Annotated in this window: 27 protein-coding genes; 13 read left to right on the top strand and 14 right to left on the bottom strand. The window is 72.6% G+C overall.

The features are described 5' to 3' along the window. Positions 1-39: 39 nt before the first annotated feature. The 5 genes from FHS29_RS22995 to FHS29_RS22975 all read right to left on the bottom strand — a co-directional run bounded on the left by FHS29_RS22995 (position 40) and on the right by FHS29_RS22975 (position 4,160). Entirely contained in the window at positions 40-1,032 is a 993-nt protein-coding gene (locus FHS29_RS22995) for a hypothetical protein (RefSeq protein WP_184693703.1), read from the bottom strand. Further along, positions 1,029-1,559 carry an RNA polymerase sigma factor gene (locus FHS29_RS22990; protein WP_184693701.1) on the bottom strand — a complete coding sequence of 177 codons (531 nt, stop codon included), beginning with the start codon at positions 1,557-1,559 and terminating at the stop codon, positions 1,029-1,031. Before FHS29_RS22990 ends, FHS29_RS22995 begins: the two co-directional genes overlap by 4 nt. After that, positions 1,556-1,966, bottom strand: coding sequence for a hypothetical protein (locus FHS29_RS22985; RefSeq protein WP_184693699.1), 411 nt, complete (start codon positions 1,964-1,966; stop codon positions 1,556-1,558). Before FHS29_RS22985 ends, FHS29_RS22990 begins: the two co-directional genes overlap by 4 nt. 116 nt (positions 1,967-2,082) lie before the next feature. Beyond that, a complete protein-coding gene (locus FHS29_RS38225; RefSeq protein WP_184693698.1) occupies positions 2,083-3,591 on the bottom strand; it encodes a DUF5005 domain-containing protein in 1,509 nt (502 codons plus the stop codon). Positions 3,592-3,800: 209 nt separating this feature from the next. After that, positions 3,801-4,160, bottom strand: a complete 360-nt coding sequence (locus FHS29_RS22975; protein WP_184693697.1) for a DUF2203 domain-containing protein — start codon at positions 4,158-4,160, stop codon at positions 3,801-3,803. A gap of 226 nt (positions 4,161-4,386) precedes the next feature. Here FHS29_RS22975 and FHS29_RS22970 point away from each other — a divergent pair, with 226 nt between their 5' ends. Continuing rightward, positions 4,387-5,844, top strand: a complete 1,458-nt coding sequence (locus FHS29_RS22970; RefSeq protein ID WP_184693696.1) for a PKD domain-containing protein — start codon at positions 4,387-4,389, stop codon at positions 5,842-5,844. A 51-nt stretch (positions 5,845-5,895) separates the two neighbouring features. On the opposite strand, the gene FHS29_RS22965 is transcribed toward FHS29_RS22970, so the two are convergent. Then, on the bottom strand, positions 5,896-6,825 hold the full coding sequence (locus FHS29_RS22965; RefSeq protein WP_184693694.1) for a YihY/virulence factor BrkB family protein: 930 nt from the start codon (positions 6,823-6,825) through the stop codon (positions 5,896-5,898). A gap of 408 nt (positions 6,826-7,233) precedes the next feature. Between FHS29_RS22965 and FHS29_RS22960 the strand changes: the two genes are divergently transcribed. From FHS29_RS22960 to FHS29_RS22950, 3 genes are read left to right on the top strand one after another with little or no spacing between them, the layout of a single operon-like run. After that, on the top strand, positions 7,234-8,871 hold the full coding sequence (locus FHS29_RS22960; RefSeq protein ID WP_312865053.1) for a PP2C family protein-serine/threonine phosphatase: 1,638 nt from the start codon (positions 7,234-7,236) through the stop codon (positions 8,869-8,871). Continuing rightward, positions 8,868-9,962 (top strand): cobalamin B12-binding domain-containing protein, encoded by a 1,095-nt coding sequence (locus FHS29_RS22955; RefSeq protein WP_184693690.1) that lies wholly within the window; start codon positions 8,868-8,870, stop codon positions 9,960-9,962. Before FHS29_RS22960 ends, FHS29_RS22955 begins: the two co-directional genes overlap by 4 nt. After that, positions 9,959-10,318, top strand: a complete 360-nt coding sequence (locus tag FHS29_RS22950; protein WP_184693688.1) for an STAS domain-containing protein — start codon at positions 9,959-9,961, stop codon at positions 10,316-10,318. The genes FHS29_RS22955 and FHS29_RS22950 overlap by 4 nt, the downstream gene beginning before the upstream one ends. A 28-nt stretch (positions 10,319-10,346) precedes the next feature. On the opposite strand, the gene FHS29_RS22945 is transcribed toward FHS29_RS22950, so the two are convergent. From FHS29_RS22945 to FHS29_RS22930, 4 genes are all read right to left on the bottom strand, one after another. Next, positions 10,347-10,760 (bottom strand): STAS domain-containing protein, encoded by a 414-nt coding sequence (locus FHS29_RS22945; protein ID WP_184693686.1) that lies wholly within the window; start codon positions 10,758-10,760, stop codon positions 10,347-10,349. A 44-nt stretch (positions 10,761-10,804) separates the two neighbouring features. After that, positions 10,805-11,824 carry an LLM class flavin-dependent oxidoreductase gene (locus FHS29_RS22940; RefSeq protein ID WP_184693684.1) on the bottom strand — a complete coding sequence of 340 codons (1,020 nt, stop codon included), beginning with the start codon at positions 11,822-11,824 and terminating at the stop codon, positions 10,805-10,807. Positions 11,825-11,995: 171 nt separating this feature from the next. Continuing rightward, positions 11,996-12,487, bottom strand: coding sequence for a metallophosphoesterase family protein (locus FHS29_RS22935; RefSeq protein ID WP_184693682.1), 492 nt, complete (start codon positions 12,485-12,487; stop codon positions 11,996-11,998). A gap of 39 nt (positions 12,488-12,526) precedes the next feature. Beyond that, the gene (locus FHS29_RS22930; RefSeq protein ID WP_184693680.1) at positions 12,527-13,525 is read right to left on the bottom strand and encodes a DUF3558 family protein; all 999 of its coding nucleotides are present in this window, start codon (positions 13,523-13,525) and stop codon (positions 12,527-12,529) included. A gap of 105 nt (positions 13,526-13,630) precedes the next feature. Here FHS29_RS22930 and FHS29_RS22925 point away from each other — a divergent pair, with 105 nt between their 5' ends. The 4 genes from FHS29_RS22925 (at position 13,631) to FHS29_RS22910 (ending at position 17,225) form a co-directional block, all read left to right on the top strand. Continuing rightward, positions 13,631-14,695 (top strand): sensor histidine kinase, encoded by a 1,065-nt coding sequence (locus FHS29_RS22925; RefSeq protein WP_312865052.1) that lies wholly within the window; start codon positions 13,631-13,633, stop codon positions 14,693-14,695. Next, positions 14,692-15,774, top strand: coding sequence for a sensor histidine kinase (locus FHS29_RS22920; protein ID WP_184693677.1), 1,083 nt, complete (start codon positions 14,692-14,694; stop codon positions 15,772-15,774). The genes FHS29_RS22925 and FHS29_RS22920 overlap by 4 nt, the downstream gene beginning before the upstream one ends. Next, complete coding sequence (locus tag FHS29_RS22915) at positions 15,759-16,409, top strand: response regulator transcription factor (protein WP_184693675.1); 651 nt, start codon at positions 15,759-15,761, stop codon at positions 16,407-16,409. The genes FHS29_RS22920 and FHS29_RS22915 overlap by 16 nt, the downstream gene beginning before the upstream one ends. 165 nt (positions 16,410-16,574) lie before the next feature. After that, positions 16,575-17,225 (top strand): hypothetical protein, encoded by a 651-nt coding sequence (locus FHS29_RS22910; protein WP_184693673.1) that lies wholly within the window; start codon positions 16,575-16,577, stop codon positions 17,223-17,225. Between the two features lie 109 nt (positions 17,226-17,334). Here the strand turns inward: FHS29_RS22910 and FHS29_RS22905 are convergent, their stop codons facing one another. Continuing rightward, the gene (locus tag FHS29_RS22905; protein WP_184693671.1) at positions 17,335-17,952 is read right to left on the bottom strand and encodes a phosphoribosylanthranilate isomerase; all 618 of its coding nucleotides are present in this window, start codon (positions 17,950-17,952) and stop codon (positions 17,335-17,337) included. 265 nt (positions 17,953-18,217) lie between these two features. Here FHS29_RS22905 and FHS29_RS22900 point away from each other — a divergent pair, with 265 nt between their 5' ends. Together FHS29_RS22900 and FHS29_RS22895 are read left to right on the top strand one after the other, a co-directional pair. Beyond that, positions 18,218-18,877, top strand: a complete 660-nt coding sequence (locus FHS29_RS22900; protein WP_312865051.1) for a GntR family transcriptional regulator — start codon at positions 18,218-18,220, stop codon at positions 18,875-18,877. 69 nt (positions 18,878-18,946) lie between these two features. Further along, positions 18,947-20,251, top strand: a complete 1,305-nt coding sequence (locus tag FHS29_RS22895; protein WP_246440706.1) for an alpha/beta fold hydrolase — start codon at positions 18,947-18,949, stop codon at positions 20,249-20,251. A 15-nt stretch (positions 20,252-20,266) separates the two neighbouring features. Here the strand turns inward: FHS29_RS22895 and FHS29_RS22890 are convergent, their stop codons facing one another. Next, positions 20,267-21,046, bottom strand: a complete 780-nt coding sequence (locus tag FHS29_RS22890; RefSeq protein ID WP_184693669.1) for a PaaX family transcriptional regulator C-terminal domain-containing protein — start codon at positions 21,044-21,046, stop codon at positions 20,267-20,269. A gap of 55 nt (positions 21,047-21,101) precedes the next feature. Here FHS29_RS22890 and FHS29_RS22885 point away from each other — a divergent pair, with 55 nt between their 5' ends. Both FHS29_RS22885 and FHS29_RS22880 read left to right on the top strand, forming a co-directional pair. Then, entirely contained in the window at positions 21,102-22,754 is a 1,653-nt protein-coding gene (locus FHS29_RS22885; RefSeq protein WP_184693667.1) for an acyl-CoA dehydrogenase family protein, read from the top strand. A gap of 31 nt (positions 22,755-22,785) precedes the next feature. Continuing rightward, positions 22,786-23,637 carry a helix-turn-helix domain-containing protein gene (locus FHS29_RS22880; protein ID WP_312865050.1) on the top strand — a complete coding sequence of 284 codons (852 nt, stop codon included), beginning with the start codon at positions 22,786-22,788 and terminating at the stop codon, positions 23,635-23,637. On the opposite strand, the gene FHS29_RS22875 is transcribed toward FHS29_RS22880, so the two are convergent. Beyond that, on the bottom strand, positions 23,634-24,500 hold the full coding sequence (locus FHS29_RS22875) for an NAD(P)-dependent oxidoreductase (RefSeq protein WP_184693665.1): 867 nt from the start codon (positions 24,498-24,500) through the stop codon (positions 23,634-23,636). The genes FHS29_RS22880 and FHS29_RS22875 overlap by 4 nt on opposite strands. Before the next feature lie 159 nt (positions 24,501-24,659). Between FHS29_RS22875 and FHS29_RS22870 the strand changes: the two genes are divergently transcribed. Then, positions 24,660-24,926, top strand: coding sequence for a hypothetical protein (locus tag FHS29_RS22870; RefSeq protein WP_184693663.1), 267 nt, complete (start codon positions 24,660-24,662; stop codon positions 24,924-24,926). A gap of 3 nt (positions 24,927-24,929) precedes the next feature. On the opposite strand, the gene FHS29_RS22865 is transcribed toward FHS29_RS22870, so the two are convergent. Next, the gene (locus FHS29_RS22865) at positions 24,930-25,358 is read right to left on the bottom strand and encodes an SRPBCC family protein (RefSeq protein WP_184693661.1); all 429 of its coding nucleotides are present in this window, start codon (positions 25,356-25,358) and stop codon (positions 24,930-24,932) included. Between the last annotated feature and the right edge of the window lie 77 nt (positions 25,359-25,435).

Here is a 25,435-nt window from a genome sequence, read left to right as displayed (position 1 = left end):
GGTCCGGCGTGGTCGGGGGAGCGCCCCGACCACGCCGGGTCAGCGGGTCAGCGGGTCGGCCACCCAGGTGCGCCGGTCCTTCGGGTCGGACACCGGCGTGGTGGCCTCGGCGAGCGCCACCAGACCCCTCGACGCGCCGAACACCGAGAGTTCACCGTGCACGGCCGTGACGCGGATGGCGTACTCCCCGGTCGGCGCCGCGACCGCGAGGACGTCGACGGACGCCGTGGCGGGTCGTCCGGCCACCTGCCGGTCCGCCGGGACGTCCCGGCCGGGGACGCCGTCGGTGTGCAGGCTCACCACCAGCGATGCGGCCTCGGCCGCATCGTCGTCGGCGAACACCAGCGAGCCGATCACGTTCCCCTGGCGGAGCGGGACGTGCACCCCGGCGAGCCGCATCGGTGGCGTCACCGCGGCCGCCTCGACGGTCAGCGGCACGGTGACCGGCAGGGACCGGCTGGTGTCCACGCTCTGTGCGACCCGGTGGGCGCGGTCGCGAAGGTCGGGGAACCCCCCGGCGACCCGGACCACCGCCCAGGAGTGTTCGGCCCACTCCCACACCAGTTCGGAGTCGCCGCGCCACCAGGCGGCCCGGCCGCCGACGTCCGGCGCGCGGTCCCCGTCCGGCCGCCACTCCGGCCCGTCCTGGCCGGGGAACCAGCCCGCCGCGTGGATCAGCACGATCCCGCGCTCCCCGGCCGCCCGGTCGTCCTCGAGGCCCAGCACCACCTCCTGCCTGTGGCGGCCGGTCCGGTACTCGACCGGCGTGAAGCCGCCGGCAGAGCCGACCTGGGCCACCACGCGCAACGGGTCGAACGCCGCGGACGCCGCCGGTCCGGGACTCAGGCCCCGCAGCACGGCGGGACCGACGACGGCCGCGCCGAACACCATCGCGACGGCCGCGACCAAGCTCAGCGCCCTTCCGTTGCGCCGTCGGCGTCTGCCGTCCCGGATGGCCCGTGCGACATCCACGCCGCCGCCCGCACCGGGTTCCACGCCGCGCAGCGGTTCCAGCAGTTCGGAGTCGTTCATCGTCCTGCGCCTCCCAACAGTCGTCGCAAGGCCAGCAGCCCCTGCGCGGTCCGGTTCTTCACGCTGCTCTCCGAGCAGCCCAGCGTGGTCGCCACCTCGGCCACCGGGAGGTCGGCCACGAACCGCAGGACCAGCACCGCCCGCGCCGGCGGCGGCAGCCGGCGCAGCGCGGACCACACCACCTCACGGGTCTCCACGTCCGGCGGCGGCGCGCTCGGCTCGCGCGGCAACTCGGCGGGGCGGCCCACCAGGCGGACCAGGCTCCAGCGGCGGCGGTGCTCGTTGAGGAACGTGCGGACCACGATCGTCCGCACGTACGCGTCCAGGTCCCGCGCCGCACGGGCTTTGCGCCAGTGGGTGAACAGCCGGGTGATGGCGATCTGCACCACGTCGTCGGCGCGGTGCTCGTCGCCGCACATCAGGTAGGCCAGTCGGCGCAGCCGGGGGAGGTGTTCACCGACGTACGCGGTGAACACCTCCTCCTCGGTGACACCCACCACGGCCCGGCCGAGCGCGTCCGCCGTCATGCGGCCGGCGCGGCGAAGTGCCGGCGGGACTCCACCGGGAACCACAGCAGGAACAGCACGACCGCCGACAACGCCCAGCCGGTCACCAGATCGGCCCTGACCTCCACCTCCGGGTACGACACGAACACGAAGTACCGGCCCACGGCCTGGAAGGCCAGCAGGACGGTGATGGCGATCCGCCCGGCGTTCCGTCCGGAGTGGACGGTGGTCGCCAGCCACACGTACAGCACGGCGCTGATCGGGTGGTAGACGGTGCCGGGGTTGAAGCCCGCCGCCTCGGGCGTCGCGATCAGCCGCCACACGTCCTGCACCACCACGGTGACGTGGTTGAACGCGTGCACCCCGATCCCGACGGTGGCTGCCAGCACCGACGCCGGTCTCGTGGCACGGATGTCCAGAGCGGTCATGGTGACCTCCAGTTCGCCTCAGCTGTCACACCGGAGACACGGCGGACGGCTCATGGCGCCTTATGACCTGAGTCACACGGGTCGACGCTCTGGTCGGTCACCCCGTACGGGTTCGTTCAACCGGTGACCGGTTCCAGCAGCACGTCGTCGAGCTGGGCCCACGTGTCGACACCCCGCCCCCACGTGCCCCCGAAGACCTCCACCTCGGTCGTGTCGGCGGTGAACTCCACGGTCAGCTGCCGGTAGTCCGGGAAGTGCCCGAACCGCTGCTCGGCCACCACGCCGCCACCGGGACGCCGCACGCCGAAGTAGCCGTCGGTGCCACTCGCGGACGAACGCACCCAGCCGGTGAGCCGGTACCGCTGCCCGGGTCGCACGACGACCCCTTGGCTCAGGGCGTTCCAGCCGCTGTCGTGCCGGACCCAGCCGTTGTTGCGCCCCGAGTGGGCCAGGCCGAGGCCCTGGTCGATGCCGCCGCGCCCGTCGATCCGCCACGGACCCGGTCCCACCCCTGCCGGGCGGTCCTCGAAACCGCCGTCGGACAGCAGGTTCGACCCCGTCGGGACGTCGGACAGCCGCAGCCGCATGAACTTCGAGTGGTACGGACCCCACTGCGACATCGAGAAGTACAAGTCCGGGCCGTCCGCGCTCGCCGGGTGCACGAAGCCGCCGTACAGGGCGGGGTAGTCGACTCCGTGCGCCACCACCCGGCCGCCGCTCCACGGGCCGTTGGGCGCGGGGGCGGTGCGCAGCACGATCGCGGCGCGGCTCTCGTCCAGGGCCAACGACACCCAGCGGCGCAGACCGTTGTGGTACAGCACGGACAGCTCGCCTACCTGGGTGCCGAACACCGGGACCGACGCGTCCACGTCACGCCGCCAGCCGGACGCGGTCCAGTACTCGTAGGCGGCAGGATCGAGCACATGGGGTTCCGCGACACGGGCGACGTGGGCGTTGCCGAAGCGGCCGTTCGGCGTGCCGAACAGGTACACGAAGCCGCCGTTGCGCACGAACGCGCCCATCTGGAACCGCGCGCTGCCACCCTGGTTGAGCCACCTGCTCTCCGCCGGCTTCACCCACGTGCGCCCGCCGTCGTCGGAGTAGGCCACGCCGGAGTAGTTGGTGGTCCACGGCTCCCAGCCGCGAATGGACATGTAGTGGATGTAGTCGCGAGACCCGACGGCGACCGCCGCCGTCGGGATCACCGTCACCTCCGACACCGCCGGATCGCGGTGCAGGATCTCGGCGGCGTGGCCCGGTCGGTCCTCCACCATCGAGTCGATCCGAAGGCCGTCGGCCAGAATGGTGTCGGCCGAGTGGCCCAGCACGTTGAACCGCCAGTCGGCGGTCTCCGGTCCGGCGCCGTGGCCGCCCCAGCCCTCGCCGTAGGTGTCGCCGAACACCACCGCGGTGCGACCCCGGCTGTCGCGCCACATGATGCCGAGGTCGGTCGCGTGCACGCCGAACCGCGACCTGGTCTGGTTGACATCGCCGTCGCCCTGCCCGGCCAGCAGCGCCACCGGCCGGGCCGGCGAGAACGGGACTGCCGCTGCCGCAGGAGCTGCGGATGCCGCCAGCACGGCGACGATCGCGAGGACACCGCACGCCTTCGTTGGTGTGGACATACCCCGTTCTTCTACCGGAACCACGTTGTTCGGTGTCGCCGGACAAGAGCTGAACAGAAAAATCGGAACAACCGGACCGGGCCACGTCGGCGGTGGTCGGACCGGCGTTCAGCCCGGACGGCCGCACACTGGTGACCGGCAGTGCCGACTCGACCGGCCGGACGGCCCACGGCGGGCGGTCGTGTGGCGGTCGTGCCGCCGGCGTGGGCTCAGGGGAGCCTGCGGCGACCGGCGAAGCCCAGGTCGGCCCGGTGGTACCAGTCCAGTCCCCGGTCGCCCTCCAGCCAGCACAGCAGCACCGGCACGCCGTCCAGCTCGGACGGGAAGTCCACCAGCAGCGGGGCGAAGCCCTTCAGCTCGGCGCCGGTCGCCTGCACCGTGCTCATCAGGTCGTCCAGCCGGGCCTGCGCGGCCTTGAACTCGGCCAGTCCACCCAGCGCGGTCGGCTCGCCGGCGCCGAGCGCGGCGGACAACTCGGCTGCGTCGGCTCTGAGCCCGACGATCTCGTCCAGCACCGGCCGCAGCCGGTCCAGTTCACGCCGCGCTTCGGGCAGGGTGAAAAGTCCCAACGTCCTACCTCGCCGAGTGGGTACGTGACGGTGCCAAGCTACCGGGTCGTGCCGCTGGGTAGCGGCCGGGAGCCGTTCGGGTGGCCGTGCTCGGCCGAGCGAGTGCGGATGCACCGAAGCGGCCGACCCGGAGCCGCGGTCCGGTCCTAGCGTCGGCGACTCCACCACCCCGGAACCCCGGGACGTGGGCGCTGGGGGATTCCGACCAGCAGAGGGGTAACACAAGATGACCCTGAGACCTGTCCTGCGCCGGGCGCTGACCGCGGTGGCCGCCGTCGTGCTCGGCCTGACCTCCCAAGGCGTCGCGCACGCCGCGCCGCCCGACAACGACGACTTCGCCGACGCCACCCGGATCGCCGCCCTGCCCTTCACCGCCGTCCAGTCGACGGCCGAGGCGTCACCGGAGGCCGACGACCCGTACGGGTGCAGCTTCGAGCACGGCACGGTGTGGTTCACGATCACGCCGAGCACCGACGGGGTGCTCAAGGCGTCCACGCTCGGCAGTGACTACGACACCCTGCTGGGCGCCTTCTCCGAGCAGCCGCGTGGACTGCTCCAAGAGGCGTGCAACGACAACGCCAGAGGCGCGAAGCACTCCGAACTCAGCTTCAAGGCCCTCGCCGGTGTCACCTACTACTTCCTCGCGAGCAGCTCGCGCGTGGGCGGCACGCTGCACTTCAGCGTCGCCAGTGCCCGTGCGCCGGCCAACGACGACTTCGCCGCCGCCGTGCCGATCAACGCGGTGCCACCGCAGAACATCCGGGTGGACACCGCGGCGGCGACCAGTGAACCGGACGAGCCGGATTGGTGTGTCTCCTCGCCCCAGACCGTCTGGTACTCCTACACGGCGCCAGGAACCCGTTCCGTCACGCTGGACCAGCGCACTTACGGTTCGGTGGCGGTGTACACCGGCACCGAACCGAGGAACCTGGAGCGGGTGGCCTGCGCGACCTACGAGGCTTCGGCCACGTTCCGGGCCACGGCGGGGCAGACCTACTACATCCAGCTCGCGCCGTACAACCCGGTGAACCCGGAACTCGAACTGGACTTCACCGTGGCGCCGGAACCGGTCGCCGACTTCGACCACGACGCGACCGACCCGTCCGTGTACAGCCGGATCACGTTCTCCAACGAGTCCCACGACCCGGCCGACGGCCAGTTCACCGAATGGCTGTGGGACTTCGGCGACGGCACCACGGCCACCACGCCGGAAGTGAGCCACCGCTACACCGCCGACGGCGACTACTCGGTCCGTCTTACCGTGCAGACCGCCGACGGCCGATCGGCGACCGTTGCCAAACCACTGGCCATCCGGACCCATGACGTGGCGATCAGCCGCTTCGCCGTGCCGTCGACGGGCATCGCCGGCCGCAGCCACCCGATCACGGTGACCGTGTCCAACCAGCGCTACGACGAGAGCGCCAGGGTCACCCTGTACCGCAGCAGCCCGACCGGCTTCGAGGAAGTCGGATCGGCGACCCAGTGGCTGCCGGTGAAAGCCGGCACCACCCAGTTCCCGTTCCGCTACACCTTCTCCCCGGACGACGCCGCTGTGGGCAAGGTCACCTTCAAGGCGGTGGTGGCCATCCAAGGTGCCAACGACGCGCTGCCGTTCGACAACGAGGTCGTCTCGGTCCCCACCACCGTGAAGGCGGCGGCGACGAAGGGCGTGGTTGTCGGCTGACCGGGTCTCGGAGGGTCCTCGGGCGCGGTGCCCGGGGGCCCTCCGCCGGGGCTAGGACATCGCCTGGGTGTCACGGGGCGGGGCCACCGGGTCCTGGCCGTCGGACTGGCCGCTCTCCATGCGCCTGCCGCGTTCGAGTTCCGCGTCCAGCTCCGCGCCCAGCAGGAGGGCCAGGTTGGAGATCCAGAGCCACACCAGGAAGATGATGACGCCGGCCAGGGAGCCGTAGGTCTTGTTGTACGAACCGGCGTTGGCCACGTAGAGCGCGAAGCCGGTGGACGCCACCAGCCAGGCCAGCACGGCCAGCAGGCCGCCCGGCGTGATCCACAGCAAAGCCGGTTGCCGGACGTTCGGCGATGCCCAGTACAACAGGCCGATGGCGAGGCTGGCCAACAGGAACAGCACCGGCCACTTCGCGATGTCCCACACCGTGACGAACGTCGTACCGAGGCCCAGGACCTCGCCCAGCCACTCGGCGACGCCACCGGTGAGCGTGACGCCCAGCGCGGTCAGTGCGAGCAGGATCACCACGCCGACGGTCAACACCAGTCGCAGCGGGATGACCTTCCAGAACGGGCGGCCTTCCTCCACGTCGTAGATGGAGTTGGCCGCGCGCATGAACGCGCCCACGTAGCCGGACGCCGACCACAGCGCGGTGACCAGGCCGACGACGGCCAGCGGGCCCGCGATGCCGCTGGACTTCTGGAGGTTGTCGATCCCGCCGACGATCAGGTCCTTCGCCTCGCCCGGCCCCAGCACGTCCAGGCTGTCCTTGACCGACTGCGTCGCGTCCGGTCCCAGCAGGCCCAGCAACGAGGTGAGCAGCAGCAGGCCGGGGAACAGCGAGAGGACCGCGTAGTAGGTGAGCGCGGCGGCCCAGTCGGTGAGGTTGTCGTCGTTGAACTCCTTGACCGTGCGCTTGAGCACGGCCCACCAGGAGCGCTTCGGCAGCTGGGTCGGTGCGGCGGGTGCTGAGGCCATGTGCGACGGGTTTCCCCGAAATCCGAGGTCCACACAGCCTGTCGGGCTTCTACCGGCGCAACGGGGATTACCGGCGCGAAGGGGAATCCCCGACCGGGAACGTGCTCCTCGTCGGCGCGTGTGGCGGCGACCTCGTTGACGGCTGAACGGCCGCCCGCAGTACCCCCACCTGGGTTATTCCAGCCGTGTCGGGCGGAAAAACTTCGCCGCCGCTCATCGGCGCCGTGACCTCCCACTATGGAATCCGGCCGGCCGCGTCCGCCGCGTACGGCGGTCGCCGGGAGCGGGCCTGTCTGGCAATCTAGGCTGTTCAGGCGAGCCGGGAATCTCGGAGCACGATCTTCCCGCCTCGCGTCGTGCAACCGAGAGCAGTGGGGTGGTGGGGCCCTGTACGGGTCCGTTGGCGTGGTGAAGACCAGTCGTGTGGTCCGGCAGTCCGACGTCCAGCAGGACGTGGGCTGGCGAAGCGCGCCCTACCCCGTGGTGTCGGTCGACGCGGCGGGTGCGGTGCGAGTGGTGAACGAGGCGGCGCTGGTGCTGTTCCCCGGCGCGGCGGTGGGCGGGTCGATGGCCGGGACGTGTCCCGGTTGGCTGGTGGAGGCGCACGAGCGCCACACCGGCGGAACCCGTGACCGGGTGTCGGGGCTGATCGGCGAACGCAGCTTCGAGGCCCACCCCGTCGGCGGCGACGACGGCACCGTGACGTGGTGGCTGGTGGAGGACACCGACACCCGGCTGGCGCGGGAGGCGCTGCGGCTCGAACGGGAGCGCACCGCCGTGCTCGGCGAGGTGTCGTCCAGGCTGCTGACCTCGCTGAACCCCGAGCGGTGCATGCAGGTCGCGGCCGAACTGGCGGCCGGTCACCTGGCCGACGCGGCGTGGGTGATCGCACCCGGCGGCCGGCGCGACTTCCCGGTCGCCCGGTGCGTGCGCGGCGGCGACGTGGTGCACGAGCGGCTCGCCGTGGACCCGGACGACGTCGCCGGGCTGGCCGAGGCGCTGCAGGGCTTCCCGCCGGTGCCGTCCCGCTGGATCGAACCGTCGTCCGCGCCCGGCTGGCTGGTGCCCGAGGAGTTCGGCGAGATCGGGTCGATCGTGGTGACGCCGCTGCCCGGCCACGGCGTCCCGGCGGGCGCGCTGATCCTGCTGCGGCGCACCGAGCAACGCGCGTTCAGCGAGGACGAAGAGGTGTTCGCCCGGCTGTTCGCGGCCCGTGCGGGCGCGGCCATGTCGGCGGCGCGGATGTTCGCCCAGCAGGTCTCCATCACCGAAACCCTGATGCGCGACCTGCTGCCCCCGAAGCTGCACCAGGTCGACGGCATCGAGTTCGCCGGCCGCTACCGGCCGGCGCTGGACACCGAACGGGTCGGCGGCGACTTCTACGACGTCCACCCGGCCGCCGTCACGACCGGAGCTGGGGCCGTGGAGTCGCTGGCCGTGCTCGGCGACGTGTGCGGCAAGGGCCTGGAGGCGGCGGTGCTGACCGGCAAGGTCCGCACCACGCTGCAGGCGCTGCTGCCGATGGCCTCCGACCACCGGCGGATGCTGGAGCTGTTGAACAACGCGCTGCTCGACTCGCACGACACCCGGTTCGTCACGGTCGTGCTGGCCTCGGTGGCCCGGGTCGGCAGCGAGGTGCGGCTGCGGCTGACCAGCGGTGGGCACCTGCCGCCGCTGGTGGTGCGCACGACGGGAGAGGTGCAGGAGGTGCCCGCCCACGGCACCCTGATCGGAGTGCTCCCCGAGATCGAAGCCACCACCGCGGAGGTCGTCCTCGCGCCCGGCGAGACCTGCCTGCTCTACACCGACGGCATCACCGAGGCCATGGGCGGGCCGTTGGGCGGGGAGATGTTCGGCGAAGAACGGCTGCACGCGGTGCTGGCCTCCTGCGCCGGGATGCCCGCCGACGCGGTGGCCGAGCACGTGCACATGGTGGCGTCCCAGTGGATCGGCGGGGGCAGCCACGACGACATCGCGGTGCTGGCGATCACCGCACCGCGCGGCAGGCACCTGACCGCTGTCGGCGGCCATGGACGGGGCGCATGACCACCACCACCCGTGAAACCCTGGACGCGCGGACCTGTGCGCAGCGGCTGTGGGAAGCCGTGGTGGTCGGCGACGAGCACGCGGCCAGGGACGTCGTGCTGACCGCGTCCGGGGAAGGCCTGGACACCGAGTCCGTGCTGCTCGACGTGATCGGCGCGGTGCAGCGGAGGGTCGGCGCGGAGTGGGCGGCCAACCGCCTGACCGTCGCGCAGGAGCACGCCGCGACCGCGATCAACGAACGCGTGATCGCCACGCTCGCCGGCACCGCGACGTTCCCCGAACCGCACCGGGGCCGGATCACGGTGGCGTGCGTGGACGGCGAGTGGCACGCGCTGCCCGCCCGGCTGCTCTCCGAGGTGCTCAGGCTGCGCGGCTTCCGCGTCGACTACCTCGGCGCCCAGGTGCCCGCGCCGCACCTGATCACCCACCTGCACAGCACCGGGCCGGACGCCGTCGCGCTGTCCGGTTCCATCGCGACCCGGCTGCCGACCGCGCACGCCACCATCACCGCCTGCCAGGCCGCCGGGGTACCGGTGCTCGCGGGCGGCGGCGCGTTCGGCCCGGACGGCCGGTACGCGCGGCTGCTCGGCGCGGACTTCTGGGCTCCCGACGCGCGCTCGGCGGCCGACCGGCTCACCGAGGCCCCGCTGCCCCGCCCGCGCGGCACCCACCAGCCGATCGACGACCTGCCCCACCTGGGCGACCAGGAGTACACGATGGTGTCGCGGACCAGCGGGCAGCTGGTCAAGGCCGCGTACTCGGCCCTGGAGGCGCGGTTCCCCGAGCTCGCCTCCTACAGCGAGTCACAGCGCCACCACACCGCGCAGGACCTCGCGCACATCGTGGACTTCCTCGCCGCGTCCCTCTACATCGACGACGACGCCCTGTTCCTCGGCTTCCTGGCCTGGACGACCGACATCCTCGGCGCCCGCGGCGTGCCCGCCCGCTTCCTGCCGCCGGCGCTGGACGTGCTCGCCGCCGAACTCCGCGACTTCCCCCGGGCCAAGCGCGTCCTCGCGCGTGCCCACGAACTGTCGACCCGCACCCTCGGCGTCGAGGGGCCCGATCACGATCATGGACCTGCCGCATGAGTTCGCCGCACCAGCTCACCTGCACCCTGGCCATCGTCGACGCGCACACCGCCCGGATCGTGGTGTCCGGCGAGATCGTCTTCGACAGCGGCGACCGCCTGCTGGGGGTCGTCGCCGACCTGCTGGCCGACCACCCGGTGCGCCGCCTGCGCCTCGACTGCGGCGAGGTGACGTTCTGCGACTCCTACGGCCTGGGCACGCTGCTCGCCGTGCACCGGAGACTCGACGCGGTCGGCGGCGTGCTGCACCTGGAGAACCGCCCGGCCGCGCTGGACCGCCTGCTGCGCAGGACCAACACGTACAACCACCTCACCCGGTCGGTCGAGCCCGAACGCGAGCACCAGCTCGACAGCTGACCGCCCGCCGGGCCGGCTCGCCGCTGCGTCAGCGGGCCGGGTCGTGCGCGGCGAGCGCGTCGCCCGCGGTGGGGTAGCAGCCGAGCACCTCCTGCAGCCCGGTGACCTGGAACCGGCGGCTGAGCTGCGAGGGCATCTCCACGAACGCCAACCGGGCCCCGATCTCCCTGGCCCTGCGCCAGACCAGGAGCATCGCGCTGAGCCCGGACGAGTCGCAGAACGTCACCCCGGACAGGTCCAGCACCAGCACGCCCTCGCCGGGCTTCAGCAGGCCGACCGCGCGGTCCGCGATCCGGTCGGCACTGACCCGGTCGAGCACGCCGACCACCGCCGCCACCACCCGTCCCACCTCGGCGGTGCGTACGACGACGTCATCCCCGGTGCCGACACCGAGTTCCACGGGCTGCTCCTCCCGCCGCGCCGACGGCTTCCCGGCAGCCATCCGGAGTGTAGTCGTCCCGGGCTGCCCGTGTCGTCGCGCTGCGGTCAGGCGGACGGCCGCCAGCCGAGTGCCGGTCCCAGCCGGCCCGCGATGTCGCCGAGTATCTGCACGTAGTCGTCGTGCTCGAAGGTGAAGGGCAGGGCGAACGCGACCTCGTGCACCTCCCGGAACGCGGCGTGGGCGTAGAGGCGTTCGGCGATCTCCGCGGACGTGCCGACGAGGTCCGGGGCGAACAACAGGCGCGCCGGTCCCCGGGGCGTGGCGGTGCGCGGTGTCCGCTTCCGGGCGTACTCCTCGTACTTGGCGCGTTGCGCCGGCGAGGCGCTGTCGGTGGGGATGACGACGAGCCCTTGTGAGACGCGGGCGCGGTCGCCGTCCGGGTGGTGCGCGCGGAACGCCCGGATGTGCGACAACTGGATCTCGGCGAAGTCCTCCGACTCCTCCGCCTTCACCACACTGCTGGTCAGGAAGTTCATCCCGTGCTCACCCGCCCACCGCGCCGATCGCAGGCTGCCGCCGCCGTACCACAGCCGGCTGCCCAGACCGGGGGACTGCGGCTGGACGCGGTCGGAGAAGACCTCGAACCCCTCTGTGCCGCGGAAGTCGGTGGCCGGTTCGCCGCGCACGAAGTCCAGCAGCCGCCGCGCCCGCTCGTAGCCGAAGTCCTCGGCGTCGGCGGTGTCCGGGTACAGCGCCCGCCCGACCCGGTCGAAGTGCATCGGCGGCCCGGCGCTGACACCGGGGTTGAGCCGGCCGCCGGACAGCAGGTCGACCGTCGCCAGGTCCTCGGCCAGCCGCAGCGGGTTCTCCCAGCCCAGCGGGATGACCGCGGTGCCCAACGCGATGCGGCTGGTGCGCTGCGAAGCCGCCGCCAGGACCGCGACGGGGGACGAGATGCCGAACTGGAGGTGCCGGTGCCGCACCCAGGCGCTGTCGAACCCCAACCGCTCGCCCAGCTCGATGATCTCCAGCGTCGACTCGTGCCCGCGCCGGGGATCGTCCTCACCGAACAGTCCGATGGTGAGGAAACCCAGTTGGCGCAGCGGTTCCGAGGGCAGTGGCACAGGGCTCCTCCATCGTCCACGACGCACTCCGCAGCACGATTGTGGCAGTCGACGGGTTCGCGGACCGGGGCGTTCCACTGTCTGGGCGGGCCCGCCGACCGGGGTAGCCTCCGGCGCCCGGCCCGTCCGGACGACCGGTGTTCAGGCAACCGGTGTTCAGGTGACCGGTGTTCAGGTGACCGGCACGATGCGGGCTTCCACCAGCTCACCCGCCTCGACGCGGAGCAGGCCGATGGTGCCGCGGGGCTGGCGGCGGCGGTCGGTGGGGGAGCCGGGGTTGAAGATCCGGACGTCGTCGTCGGACTCGTCCAGCGGGATGTGGGAGTGGCCGAAGACGACGAGGTCCGCGTCGGGGAAGCGGCGGTGCATTCGGGCGGTCCGGCCCTTGGCCGGTCCGCTGTCGTGGATCATCGCGACGGCCAGGCCGTCGAGTTCGAGTTCCACGGTCTCCGGCGCGCCCCACGCGGTCACCTCGGGCCCGTCGTTGTTGCCGGCCACCGCGACCACCGGGGCGAAGCGCGCCAGCTCGTCGAGCACCGAGGGCACGCACACGTCGCCCGCGTGCAGGATCAGGTCGACGTCGCGCAGGTGCTCGGCCACGGCGGGCGGGCAGGCCTTCCAGCGGCGCGGGGCGTGGGTGTCGGAGAGGACGGCCACCTTCATGGGGCGTGGATACCCGTTTCGACGTGGAACAGCCGGCGGCTACTTCGGGAGTCGGGACCAGACGTCGGCCGCCACCGCCCTGGCCGCGGCGCACGCCTGGTCCACCTGGCTGCCGTTGGGCAGGCTCACCGTCACGATCGCGAGTTCCCGCACACCCTCGCCCCCGTCGAACGGGATGTGGGCGGTCTCCGCCGCGCACAGCACGAGCGACGCGGAGCCCGACTTGCTGACCGTGCTCGGCCGCCCGGCGATGTCCTCGGTGGTGGCGTTCCCGCCGTCGGCCGCGGTGGGCACGCCCACGGAGTACGTGACCCGCACCCGCGGCGGGTTCGCGGTGCCGTCCTTGCTCCACCGGCACTGGTGGGCGGCCGGGTAGGGCTTGACCCTGGCCCCGGCCAGACCCGGCACCCGGCCGACCGTCGCGGAGGTCACCGAGGTGCACGGGTCGGTCTTGCCGAGCGAGTTCTTCGGGAACGTCCGGTGCTCCACCTCCTTGGCGAGCACCCGGTCGGCGACGGCCCGCACGGCGCGGTCGGCAATCCCGCACATCTCGGTGGGCGTCGCCTTGTCCGAGGTGAAGTTGTCCACGGCGACGGTCATCGTCACCAGTTCCGGGAACACCAGCCGGCGGGCGCAGCGGCTCCCGTCGTCCGTCTCCTCAGCGATCCTCAAGCCGCGGTAGTCCTCGACCCGACCGGTGATCTCGCGCTCCGCGGCCAGTTGGTCGAGCAGACCGACCGAGACCTCCAGCTTCGCCCCGGACGGCACGGTCACGGTGAGCGCGCAGAAGTCCAGCGACAGGGGCGTGGCGAGGGCGGGCGTGCCGAACCGGGCCAGTTCGGCGGGCTCGACCAGGCTGCACGGGTCGAGCGACGGCAGGTCCCCGAGCAGGTTCGCGGCCGTCGGCTCGGGCTTCGCGGTCGTGGTGGACGTCGGGTTGGGCACCGGCACCGCGGACCCGGCCACCTGCGTGGTGCACCCACTCAGCACAGCGACGAGTCCCACGGCGAGCGGGATCCAGCTACGCGCCCTGATCATGGCGGGCAGCCTATGTGAACGACCGGTCGGACAGCGGGGAGTCCGCGACTCCCGGTGCGGTGTCCGATGAGGAATGGATGCGAGGGCCGCGTTAGGGTCGGGGCCGTGGCGGGGGTCGGGCAGGTCGAAGCGGAGTTGCTCGCCGCCATCCGCCGCTTCGCGGGGCCGGTTCGCGGCGTGGGCGTGGTGCTGCTCAGCGCGTTCGGGGTGTTGTCGGTGTCCTCCGACGCGTTGCCGCTCGGGTTCGCCCTGCTCGCCCTGATGGTGGTCGGCGCCGTCGCGGACTTCGGCGACCCGCGGGCCTCACTGGGTTTCGCGGTGGTCCGGGTGGTGGCTGTCTGCGCTGCCCAAGGTGTGCTCGGCGGGGAGGCCCGGTGGTGGGCGCTCAACGTGCTCACCACGACCGCGATCACGCTCCAGTGGGAATGGGCGCCCCGGGTGGCGGTCCCGATCACGGCCGGGTTGCTGGCGGTCCAGCTGTGGGGAGCGGGGTCCGACGGCTCGGTGGTGCTGCGGGTCGTGGTGGAGTGCGCCCTGGCCCGGTTGGCGTTCCTGGTGGTCCGGCGGTCCACGCGGCGGGTCGACGTCCTGCGGGTCCGGCGGGCCGAGCTGCAACGGGCGGAGGCGTTGGCCGCGGAACGCCGCAAGCGGGAACGCGAGTACATGGCGTTGCTGCACGACACCGCGTCGGCGACGTTCCTGGTGGTCGCCACCCAGGGTGGGGACGCCGACGCGGTGGCCGGCTTCGCCCGGCGCGACCTCGGCCTGCTGACCGGCACGGCCGGTGTGCCGCAGGACCGCCTGGTGGACGTCGGAACGTCCCTGCGGGCGGTCGCCGAACGCGCCCCGCTGGACGTCGACGCCCGGACCGAGCCCGCCCCGGTGCCCGCGTCCGTGGCCTTGGCCCTGGTCAGAGCCGTGCGGGAGGCGTTGGTCAACGTCGAGCGGCACGCCGGGACCGGTCGGGCCGAACTCGTGGTGTCCGCGCGTGACGACCGGGTGACGGTCACCGTCGCCGATCGCGGCCGGGGATTCGACCCGGCCGCGGTGTCCGGGCACCGGCGCGGGATCAGCGGGTCGATCGTGGAACGGGTGGCCGCCGTCGGCGGTTCGGCGGTGGTCACCTCGGCGTCCGGCGGCACGACGGTCCGGTTGGCGTGGCCGGCGTGACGGATCACCAGACGGCGGCCGGCCAGGTGTTCGCGAGCATCCGGCTGGTGCTGCTCGGCGTGGTCGCGGTCCTGCAGTTCGGCCTGTCGCTCCCGCCGCTGCTTTCCCACCCGCACGGGCCGGGCGCGTGGGTCGCGTTCGGGGTGTTGGCCCTGGCCACGTTGGTGTGCGCGGTGTGGGTCGTGCGACGGCGCCCGCTGCCGGCCGTGGTCGTGGGCGCGGGAGTGGCGGCGGTGCTGGGCGCGTCGGTCCTCGCCACGGACGCGTTGCCGCCCGACGCTCATTTCGGTGCGGCGCACTGGTCGTTCGGGCTGGTCGGCTGGCACCTGCTGGTGCTGCTGGCGGACCGGGTCGGGTTGCTGCTGACGGTGTCGGGCGTGCACCTCGGGTGCGAGGTCGTGCAGTTCGTGCTGGCCGGGACGCCGGAGCGGGTCGAGATCGGCGCGGCGGGCGTGGTCGTGCTCGGGGCGACGAGCTTCCAGCTGGGCGTGCTGCTGCTGACCCGGGTGCTGCTGCGCAACGCGCGCCAGGCCGCCGAGGTGGCCGTCGAGCAGGAGCGGACCGCGACCCGTGCCGCGCTGGCCGAGCAGTGGGCGCAGGACCTGCGAGCCGGTTTCGCGGGCGGTCTGGGCACGACGTTGCCGCTGCTCGCGGACCTCGCCGACGGCGTGCTCGACCCCCGTGACGAGGACACCCGGCGGCGGTGCGCGTTCGCCGCCACGCAGCTGCGGCGGCTGTTCGCCGAGCACGACGAGGTGCCGGACCCGCTGCTGCACGAGGTCGCGGCGTGCGTGGACGTGGCCGAACGGCGTGGGCTGACGGTCTCGCTGGCCGTGGGCGGGACGGCGGTGCCCGTGCCGACGGACGTGCGGCGCGAGCTGACCGCGCCGGTGGCGGTGGCGTTGTCCGCCGCCCGGGAACGGGCGCGGGTCAGCCTGCTGCGCACCGACGGCGAGGTGCGGGTGGCGGTGATCGCGGACACCGGGGCACCGGTGGGCGCCGTGTCGTCACGGGTGGAGGTCAGGTGCGACACGTACGGTGAGCAGACCCGGACGGAGGCCCGATGGCGGACCAGGTGAGCGCGGTGGTGGTGGACGACCACCCGGCCGTGCGCGCGGGTGTCGCGTACTGGCTGTCCTCCGGCGAGCCGCCGATCGAGGTCGTCGCGGACGGCGAGGACGTGCGGGTGGCGTGGCTGGACGCCGGCGCGGACGCCGACGTGGTGATCCTGGACCTGCACCTGGGCGGGCCGACACCCGTGCTGGGTGACCTGCGGCGGCTGGTGGAGGCCGGCCGGCGGGTCGTCGTCTACTCGATGCGCGCCGACGACGAGATCGCGCTGCAGTGCCTGGAGCTGGGTGCGTTGTGCTACCTGACCAAGGCGGAGGGCGCGGAACACCTCGTGCAGGCCACCCGGGCGGCGGCGGAAGGCAGGCCGTACACGCCGCCGGCGCTGGCCGGGGCGCTCGCCGGTGACCGCTCGGAGGCCCGCCCGGCGTTGTCCACGCGGGAGACCGAGGTGCTGATCGAGTGGTTCCAGTCGGAGTCCAAGGACTTCGTGGCCCGCCGGCTGGGCATCTCGGTCAGCACGGTCAACTCCCACCTGGAGCGCATCCGGATCAAGTACGCGCTGATCGGCCGGGAAGCGCCGACCAAGGCCGCCTTGGTGGCCAGGGCGATCCAGGACGGCCTGATCGGGGTCGACGACCTCTGACCCACGGCTCGGGCGCCCTCCGACCGGTTTCGTGGCGGCCGGTGACCGGCTGGTGACCGGTTGGTGTGGACGGTGACCGGCTTGTGGTGCGAACGACCGACAGTGCCCGGCGTCGAACGGGGCTAGCTTGCGAGGCACCACCCCCTCGCACTTAGGAGACCTGTCTTGACGCACGCCCGTGGCGCCCTGACCATCGCCGCCGGGGCGGCAGCCCTCCTGCTGTCGGCCTGCGGCAGTTCCACGGACGGAGTTGCCAAGCCCGGCACCACGACGTCCGCCGAGACCACCACGACGGCCGCTTCGGCGACCGCTTCGACGGCCGCTTCGGCGACGTCCGGGAGTTCCACGGCGCCCGTGCCGGCGGGTGACGTGACCAAGCCCGGCACCAAGCTGAAGGTGGGCGAGCGCGCCGTCGTGCCGTTCAAGTACGGCACCCAGAAGACCGGCACGATCGCCATCACGGTGAACGAGATCGAAGAGGGCGCGAACGCCGACCTGGTGAAGTTCGGCGACAAGGCCAAGGGCATCACGCCGGTCTACATCCGGGTCACCGTGGAGAACGTCGGCGGCACCGACCTGGCGCACAGCTCGCTGAGCCTGCGCGCGTTGGGCCCGGACGGCAAGGGCACGGGTGTCATCATCAGCGGCGACACCGACCAGTGCGAGTCGGAGACCGCGGGCCGCGACTTCACCACGGTGGGTGCGAAGTACGAGACGTGCGTTCTCCAGGGCGTCCGTGAGGGCACCAAGGCCGGTGCGGCGAGCTACAACAACGGCGACGGCTACGACAAGTCGCCGCTGGTCTGGGAGAACTGACCGGCTCGAGGACGGTTCCGACGGCCGGCGGGGGCGGTGTCGCCCACGTCACCGGCTACGAGGGCTCGGCCGGCTACGAGGGCTCGACGGGCTACGAGGGCTCGACGGGCTACGAGGGTGAGTGAGGTGCCGCAGCCCGTGCTGCGGCCACGAACTCCCGCATCAGCCCGTGGTCCTTCACCCCGCGACTCGATTCGATGCCGCTCGACACGTCGACGCCCCAGGGCCGCGCGCGGCTGACGGCCCCGGCGACGTTGTCCACCCCGAGACCGCCCGCGAGCAGCCACCGCCCCTCCGGCCGTGCGCCGTCCAGAGCGGTGGTGTCCCATTGTTCCCCGGAACCCGCCACCGGAGAGTCGAGCAGCAACATCTGCTCGCCGTACGCGCCGACCCGCACATCGGTGTCCGACGTCAACGTGACCGCCCGGACCAACGGCACCCCCAGCGCCGACACTTCCTCGAACGCCGCCTGCGGGTAGCGGCCGTGCAGCTGGACCGCGTCGACCCCGGCCTCGGCGGCGAGGCGACGCACCTCGTCCGCCGCGATGCCCTTGAACACGCCGACGGACAGCACGTGCGGCGGCACCTCGCGCACGAGTCGCCGCGCGGTGTCGGGATCCACCTGCCGGGGACTCTCCGTGAAGACGATCCCGACCGCGTCCGCTCCGGCGTCGACAGCCACCGCGACGTCGGCGGTGGTGCGCAGACCGCACAGCTTCACGTACATGGCGGTGAGAATAGTGCCCGGCGTGGATCATCGTCGGTGCGACCGGGCCGGATTGATGTGGTCCACCTGCGTAGAGACAATTTCGAAAGAACCGCGCCCTTTGCCTTGCTTCTTCGAAGGTGAGGGTGGCTTGGGTTGCTGCGGGTGGCGCATTGTCGGGGTAGTGCAATATCACATACCATCGTGTTCCAGGGAGCGGGTAGGTCGGGACGATCGCCGCCGCCAGGTCCGCTCTGACGAAGGGCTGTCGGTGGCCACGGTGCGCGTGAACAGTTCGAACATCGGCCCGGTCGAGAAGGTCAATCTCCGGGAGCGGGTCGCCCACGCCCTGCGTGCCGCCGTCATCTCCGGCGAGATGGAGCCCGGCGTGGTGTACTCCGCGCCCTCCCTCGGTGCGCGGTTCGGGGTGTCCGCGACGCCGGTGCGGGAGGCGATGTTGGACCTCGTCCGGGAGAACCTGGTGGTCATCGTGCCCAACAAGGGTTTCCGGGTGACCGAGGTCAGTGAGCGGGACCTGGACGAGATGGCCCAGCTGCGGATGCTGATCGAGCCGCCGATCGTCCGGGACGTCGCGTCGGTCATCCCGGAGCACGACTTCGAAGGCCTGAGGGGACTGGCGCAGCGCATCGTGGACGGGGCGGAGGCCGGTGACCTCGTGGAGTACACGGAGGCGGATCGGCTGTTCCACCTGGCGCTGCTCGGCTACGCGGACAACGCGCGGATGGTCGACCTGGTCTCGGACCTCCGCGCGCACACCCGGCTGTACGGGCTGGCTTCCCTGCTGGAGAAGGGGGAGCTGGTCCCGGTCGCGCGTGAGCACCTGGCCATCGTCGACGCGCTCCGGTCGCGGGACGCGGCGAGGGCGGAGGAGTTGCTGCGCGCACACATCAGCCAGACACGGGGGCGTTGGGCGAAGCCGTCCTAGCGTCCATCCACAGTGGATACTCGTGGCCGGGCGCCGGGTCGTGTTCCGACTTCCGTACGAAAGGACCCCATGAGCCCGTATCACCTGCTCGGCTCCACCGGTCGCTCCTACCACATGCCGGGCATGTCGGTGACCGAGCACGTGTTCTCCGTGCCGCTGGACCACTACGACCCCGGTGGGCGGACGATCGACGTGTTCGCCCGTGAGCTGGTCGATCCGGCGCGCGCGGACCGTTGGCTGCCGTGGCTGCTGTACCTCCAGGGCGGCCCCGGCGGCAAGGCGCCCCGGCCGTTGCGAGCGGGTGACGGCTGGTTGGGTCGTGCGCTGGAGACGCACCGGGTGCTGCTGCTCGACCAGCGCGGCACGGGGCGCAGCCACCCGGTCACCGCGCGGTCGGCGGCCGGGTTCGGTTCGGCGGGCGCTCTCGCCGACTACCTGGCGTGCTTCCGGGCCGACTCGATCGTGGCCGACGCCGAGCTGATCCGCAGGCGGCTGTGCGGCGAGCAGCCGTGGGAGACGTTGGGGCAGAGCTTCGGCGGTTTCATCACGCTGTCGTACCTGTCGATTGCGCCGGAAGGGCTGGCGTCGTGCTACATCACGGGTGGCCTGCCCGATCCGGCGGGCACGGCCGACGACGTGTACGCGTTGACCTACAGCCGGGTGCGGGACAAGACGCACGCCTTCTACGACCGCTACCCGCAGGACCGCGACGTGGTCCGGCGGATCGCCGACCTGCTCGACCGCGAGACCGTGCTGCTGCCCGACGGAGACCGACTGACCTCCGCGCGGTTCCGCGTGCTCGGGCTGATGCTGGGCATGGGTGACGGCGCCGAACGGCTGCACTGGCTGCTGGACGAGGCGCTCGGGCCGGACGGGCTGTCCGACGCGTTCCGGTACCAGGTGATGCAGCTGACCGGGTTCGTGGACAACCCGCTGTTCGCCGTGCTGCAGGAGTCGGTGTACGCCCAAGGCTGCGCAGCCACCGCGTGGTCCGCGCACCGCGCGATGCAGGGGCTTCCCGACTTCTCCCGGGACGCCGACCCGCTGCTGTTCACCGGCGAGATGTTCTTCCCGTGGATGTTCCGCGGGACAGCCGCCCTGCGGCCCTTCGCGGAGGCGGCGGACGTGCTCGCGGAACGCGCCGACTGGCCACCCCTCTACGACCTGAAACGGCTGGCGGACAACGACATCCCGGTGGCCGCCGTGGTCTACCACGACGACATGTACGTGCCCGTCGAGCTGTCGTTGCGGGCCGCGAAGTCGGTCGGCTCGACGCGGGCCTGGGTGACCAACGAGTGGGAGCACGACGGCGTCAACGCCTCCGGTGACCGGGTGCTGTCCCGCCTCATCGACATGGCCGCCGGCCGGGTGTGAGACGCACGTCGGGACTCAGTCGAGCCTGGCCGCCCGGCTGAGGCTGACGAGTTCGGCCCGGTACCGGCGGTAGGCGACGCGCAGGGCGTCGGCCGGCCAGGGGTGGGGGAGCAGCGCGTCGGGCAGGAGCGGGTCGGCGAGCAGGTGCCGGACGACGGCCGCCGCGACGGTGAACCGTGCCGCGGCGTGCCCGGCGTCCCCGAACAGCCGCAGCAGCGCGGCGGCGCGCCCGGACCAGCCGTCGAGATCCCACAACCCGCGCGCCAGGTCCACGGGGTCGGCCTCGGGGACGGCGCTGAACCGCCGGGTCAGGCCGGCGAGGTCCGGTGGCCAGGTGCGGTGCAGGTTCGCGGGCCTGAGCCACATGCCTTCGCGGAGTTCGCCGAGGCGCAGCGCGGTCATCCGGGTCCGCAGCGCCGCGCGCTCGGACGGACCGCGCCCGGTGGCCGTGACGGCGACGATCTCCCACGTGCCGTCCCAGTCGGTGGTGCCGGCCTCGATCGCCTCGTCCTGCCGCCGCTGCCGTTCCACGAGCCGGTCGCTCAGCCGGTAGGTCGAGCCCGCCCGGGCCAGGTCGCCCGCCGTCACCATCCGGGTGAGGGCGACGCGCAGCGTGGCGTCGCTGATGTCGAACAGGTTCGCGATCCGCACCAGGTCGCGCACCGGCAGCTCCGGCGGGTGCGCGCCGAGCAGGACGCTGAGCACGACCGACCGCGCGGTCAGCGGTCGCAAGGCGATCTCCGGCGCCACGCTGGTCCTCCCCGTTCGCCGGACACCGCCGGAGATGGTAGCCATCCGGCGCACATTACACTCTTGCTGCGGTTGTGTTGGAAGCGTAATACTCGGCGGCATGGCCCCCACCGTGCTGCCCGACGCCACCCACGAGGTCACCAACCAGCCGCCGCCGATCGCGCCGTACGACGCCTCGGCCGATGCCGCCCTGCTCGAAGGCCTGCGGCGGGAGGGCGCCGGCTGGGCCGAAGCCGACATCCGGCGCCTGGGCAGGCACGCGGGCAGCCCGGAGGCGCAGCAGTGGGCCGCGGACGCCCACACGTTCGAACCCGTCCTGCGCACCCACGACCGCTACGGCAACCGGATCGACGAGGTCGAGTTCCACTCCGGCTGGCACGACCTGATGCGGGTCGCGATCGCCGAGGGCAACAGCGGCGCGGCGTGGGCCGACGAACGCCCCGGCGCACACGTGGCCCGCTACGCGGGACTTCTCGTCTGGGGCCACACCGAAGCCGGGCACGGGTGCCCGATGGCGATGACGTACGCGGCGGTGCCCGCCCTGCGCCACCAACCCGACCTCGCCGCCGTGTACGAGCCGTTGTTGACCAGTCGGGTGTACGACCCGGGCCTGCGCGAGCCCACCACCAAGCGCGGCCTGCTGGCGGGCATGGGGATGACCGAGAAGCAGGGCGGCTCCGACGTCCGCACCAACACCACCGCCGCGACACCGACGGGCGAGGACGGCGTCCACACCCTGCGCGGCCACAAGTGGTTCACCTCCGCCCCGATGTGCGACCTGTTCCTCGTGCTGGCCCAGGCCCCCGGCGGCCTGTCCTGCTTCCTGGTGCCGCGCGTCCTCCCGGACGGCACCCGCAACCCGTTCCGCATCCAGCGCCTGAAGGACAAGCTGGGCAACCGCTCCAACGCCTCGTCCGAACCCGAGTTCGACGGCACCGCGGCCTGGCTGGTCGGCCCGGAGGGGCGGGGCGTCAAGACCATCGTCGAAATGGTCAACTGCACCCGCCTGGACTGCGTGGCGGGCTCCGCGACGTTGATGCGCAAGGCCCTGGTCGAAGCCGGCCACCACGTGGCGCACCGCACGGCTTTCGGTGCCCGGCTGCTGGACCAGCCGCTGATGCGCAACGTCCTGGCCGATCTGGCGATCGAGTCGGAAGCCGCCACCACCCTGACGCTCAGGCTGGCCGGCGCGGCGGACCGGGCCGTGCGCGGCGACGAGGGCGAACGCGCGTTCCGCCGCATCGCGACCGCGATCGGCAAGTACTGGGTGACCAAACGCGCGCCGATGTTCGCCGCCGAAGCCCTCGAATGCCTGGGTGGCAACGGCTACGTCGAAGACTCGGGTATGCCGCGGCTGTACCGGGAAGCCCCGCTGAACTCGATCTGGGAGGGTTCGGGCAACGTCAACGCGCTCGACGTGCTCCGGGTGCTGGGCAAGGACCCGTCCGCCGCCCCCGCGCTGATGGCCGAGCTGACCTCGGCGCGCGGCGCGGACCCCCGCCTGGACGCCGCCATCGCACAGATCGGCACCGAACTGGCCGACCCCACCGACGCCCAGACCCGGGCCCGGCACCTGGTGGAACGACTGGCCTTGGCACTCCAGGCCTCCCTGCTCGTCCGCCACGCCCCGCCCGCGGTCGCCGACGCCTTCTGCGCGACCCGCTTCGGCGGTGGCGGCTACGCGTTCGGCACCCTCCCCGCGACCGCGGACCTCACCGGCATCCTCGACCGAGCCCTGCCGGACGACCGCTGACGCGGGCTCGGCAGGCCTTAGTCTGGTCCGCGTGCGGACGAAGTCGGATGAGCGCGGGGCGTGGAACCCGTTGACGTCGCTGTCCGGTGCACGGGCCGCGCAACGGCTGAGGTTCGGCGGTGGTGCCGCCGGGATCGAACGGATGGAGGCGGCGTTGGCCGGCGAGGCGTTCTCGCCGCACCGGCACGACACGTACGCCATCGGCATGACCACGGCGGGCGTGCAGACGTTCCGGTACCGGGGAGCGCTGCGGCACTGCCTGCCGGGGGAGTGGCACGTGCTGCACCCCGACGAGCTGCACGACGGGGCGGCGGGGACCGACGGCGGCTTCGGCTACCGGATCATCTACCTGGATCCCGCGCTGGTGCAGGACGCCCTCGGCGGTCGGCCGTTGCCGTTCGTGGCCGATCCGGTGATCCGGGGCGTGGGGACGGCGGTGGCGGGGTGGTTGGCGCACATCGACGAACCCCTGGACGACGTGGAGGCCGTCGAGGTCACCGCGGCGGTGGCGGACCTGCTCAGCCGGCACTCGTCGGAGCGGCCGGCGGCGCGGGCGGCGCTGGACCTGGACGCCGTGCGCCGGGTGCGGGCGTTGTTGTTGGACGACGTCACCAGTCGGCACAGCGTGCAGGAGTTCGAACGGGTCGCCGGGATGGACCGGTGGGCGGTGGCACGGCAGTTCCGCGCCGCCTTCGGCACCAGCCCGACCCGGTTCCGCACCATGCGGCAGCTAGACCTGGCCCGGCGGCTGATGCGGGCGGGGCGTCCGCTGGGCGAGGTGGCGGCGGCGGTCGGGTTCGCCGACCAGAGCCACCTGACGCGGATGTTCAAGCGCGCGTACGGGTTGACACCGGCCGCGTGGGCGGCCGCGGTCCGGCGCTAGGTCCCGGACCTCGCCCGGATCGCGCGCAGGACGGCCGCCATGTCCTCCGCGCCGTGGCCGAGGGAGACGGTCTCGCCGAACAGGGCGTGGCAGACGTCCAGCAGCGGGGACGCCACGCCGGCGGCTCGGGCCGCCTCGGCGATGAGGCGGTTGTTCTTCAGCACGTCGAGAGCGGCGGCCTGCACGGTGAAGTCGCCGTCCAGCAGCTTGGCGGCCTTCGCCCTGGAGACCTGGGACGCCATCGGGCCGGCGTCCAGGATGCGGGTCAGCAGGGCCGGGTCGAGCTTGTTCGCCTCGGCGAACGCGTAGGACTCGGCCAGGCCGGTGACCATGGTGATCAGGTACAGGTTGACCGCGAACTTCATCAGCAGCGCGCCGGGCACCGGACCGCAGTCCACGACCTCCGCGCACATCGGCGCGAGCACCGGCCGGAGCTGCTCGACGTCGGCGCCCGACACCATGGCCACCAGCGTGCCCGCCTCGGCGGGTCCGCGCGACCCCGAGACCGGGGCCTCCACGTAGGTGCCCCCGGCCGCGGCGACCTCGGCGGCGAGGGCGGCGGAGTAGGTCGCGGGCATGGTGCCCATCTGCACGACGGTGCGGCCGTGGCAGCGCGAGCCGAAGTCCGGGGTGCCACGGGCGAGGACGGTGTCGACCGCGTTCTCGTCGGCGAGCATGAGCAGCACCACCTCGGCCTCGGCGAAGACCTCGGACGGTCCGGCGGCCACCCGCGCGCCGGCGGCTGCGACGGGTTCGCATCGGGCGGCGGTGCGGTTCCAGACCACCAGCGGTGCACCGGAGCGGGCGAGGTTGAGGGCCATGGGTTGACCCATGACACCCAGTCCGATGAAACCCGTGGTCATGCGCGCTCCTCCCCGGCTGCGCGGGCCGGTGGACCCGCTGCCGGATTTCTAGCCGTCACGGGTGACCGCGTCTTGAAGGTTTGTGCGTCCGGCGCGGGCCGCCCGCTCGGCTACCCTTCGCGCGGGTCGGACGCATCGGTACAGGCAGGCCGCGGTGTTGTGGGGCTGACCGCCGATCGTGAGCTTCTGGGGCAGAGCGGAGCGGCACTGACGACCGCAGCCGCGGTGCTGGCCGTGGTAGCGGCGGCGGCGGTCGTCGTGGTGGTCCGACGCATCACGGCGCGGCAGTCGGCAAACGGCTTCCACACCCCGGAGCACGTCGTGTCCGACGCTGCGGTGGGCATCACAGCGGTCGGCCTGCCCCACCAGCCACCGGCGCAGGCCACCGCACCCGAACACGACCCACGCCGGCAGCGTCCGGAGTAGTGCTCAGAACCAGTCGTCACCCTTCTCCGCCGCGGCGGTGTCGGCCTCGGCGGTAGCGCGATGCGTGAGGACCGCGACGGTCTCCTCCAGACTGCGCTGGATGTCCGGACCACCCGCCCGCTCGGTGTGCAGGGTCACCACGATCTCGCTACGCCCCGCGCCCTGGTCGTTCACCGCCAGTTCGCCGTGGTAGTCGTCCTCGCCCGGCGTGCCCCAGGACAGCATCCGGCGCTCCCGGTCGACCCGCAGCCAGGCTTCGGCTTCGACGTGACGACCACCGAGTTCGGCCTCCACGTGCACCCGGTCACCCCCGGCCGGGTCCAGCTCGCTCATCACCGGGAAGTACCGCGGCAGGTTCTCGCGATCCGACAGGAGGTCGAACAACCGATCCGCCGCGAGGTCGACCGATGCCCGGTGTTCGTAACTGCCCACGTCCGGCTCCTCTTCATCGTCCGGACGCCGGGGTACCCGCACACCGGCCATCGACACCCCGACCCACCTGCGCCACC

Origin of the sequence: Saccharothrix tamanrassetensis (assembly GCF_014203665.1) — a bacterium.
Lineage (GTDB): Bacteria > Actinomycetota > Actinomycetes > Mycobacteriales > Pseudonocardiaceae > Actinosynnema > Actinosynnema tamanrassetense.
This window is presented reverse-complemented; position numbering and strand designations above follow the sequence as displayed.

Excerpts from the sequence above, each read along its gene's own strand:
- FHS29_RS22990 (WP_184693701.1), bottom strand. The coding sequence starts at position 1,559 with ATGACGGCGGACGCGCTCGGCCGGGCCGTGGTGGGTGTCACCGAGGAG.
- FHS29_RS22935 (WP_184693682.1), bottom strand. The coding sequence starts at position 12,487 with ATGAAGGTGGCCGTCCTCTCCGACACCCACGCCCCGCGCCGCTGGAAG.
- FHS29_RS22985 (WP_184693699.1), bottom strand. The coding sequence starts at position 1,966 with ATGACCGCTCTGGACATCCGTGCCACGAGACCGGCGTCGGTGCTGGCA.
- FHS29_RS22995 (WP_184693703.1), bottom strand. The coding sequence starts at position 1,032 with ATGAACGACTCCGAACTGCTGGAACCGCTGCGCGGCGTGGAACCCGGT.
- FHS29_RS22945 (WP_184693686.1), bottom strand. The coding sequence starts at position 10,760 with ATGGCTGCCGGGAAGCCGTCGGCGCGGCGGGAGGAGCAGCCCGTGGAA.
- FHS29_RS22890 (WP_184693669.1), bottom strand. The coding sequence starts at position 21,046 with ATGGCTACCATCTCCGGCGGTGTCCGGCGAACGGGGAGGACCAGCGTG.
- FHS29_RS22915 (WP_184693675.1), top strand. The coding sequence starts at position 15,759 with ATGGCGGACCAGGTGAGCGCGGTGGTGGTGGACGACCACCCGGCCGTG.
- FHS29_RS22885 (WP_184693667.1), top strand. The coding sequence starts at position 21,102 with ATGGCCCCCACCGTGCTGCCCGACGCCACCCACGAGGTCACCAACCAG.
- FHS29_RS22950 (WP_184693688.1), top strand. The coding sequence starts at position 9,959 with ATGAGTTCGCCGCACCAGCTCACCTGCACCCTGGCCATCGTCGACGCG.
- FHS29_RS22905 (WP_184693671.1), bottom strand. The coding sequence starts at position 17,952 with ATGTACGTGAAGCTGTGCGGTCTGCGCACCACCGCCGACGTCGCGGTG.
- FHS29_RS22965 (WP_184693694.1), bottom strand. The coding sequence starts at position 6,825 with ATGGCCTCAGCACCCGCCGCACCGACCCAGCTGCCGAAGCGCTCCTGG.
- FHS29_RS38225 (WP_184693698.1), bottom strand. The coding sequence starts at position 3,591 with ATGTCCACACCAACGAAGGCGTGCGGTGTCCTCGCGATCGTCGCCGTG.
- FHS29_RS22955 (WP_184693690.1), top strand. The coding sequence starts at position 8,868 with ATGACCACCACCACCCGTGAAACCCTGGACGCGCGGACCTGTGCGCAG.
- FHS29_RS22895 (WP_246440706.1), top strand. The coding sequence starts at position 18,947 with ATGAGCCCGTATCACCTGCTCGGCTCCACCGGTCGCTCCTACCACATG.
- FHS29_RS22930 (WP_184693680.1), bottom strand. The coding sequence starts at position 13,525 with ATGATCAGGGCGCGTAGCTGGATCCCGCTCGCCGTGGGACTCGTCGCT.
- FHS29_RS22970 (WP_184693696.1), top strand. The coding sequence starts at position 4,387 with ATGACCCTGAGACCTGTCCTGCGCCGGGCGCTGACCGCGGTGGCCGCC.
- FHS29_RS22875 (WP_184693665.1), bottom strand. The coding sequence starts at position 24,500 with ATGACCACGGGTTTCATCGGACTGGGTGTCATGGGTCAACCCATGGCC.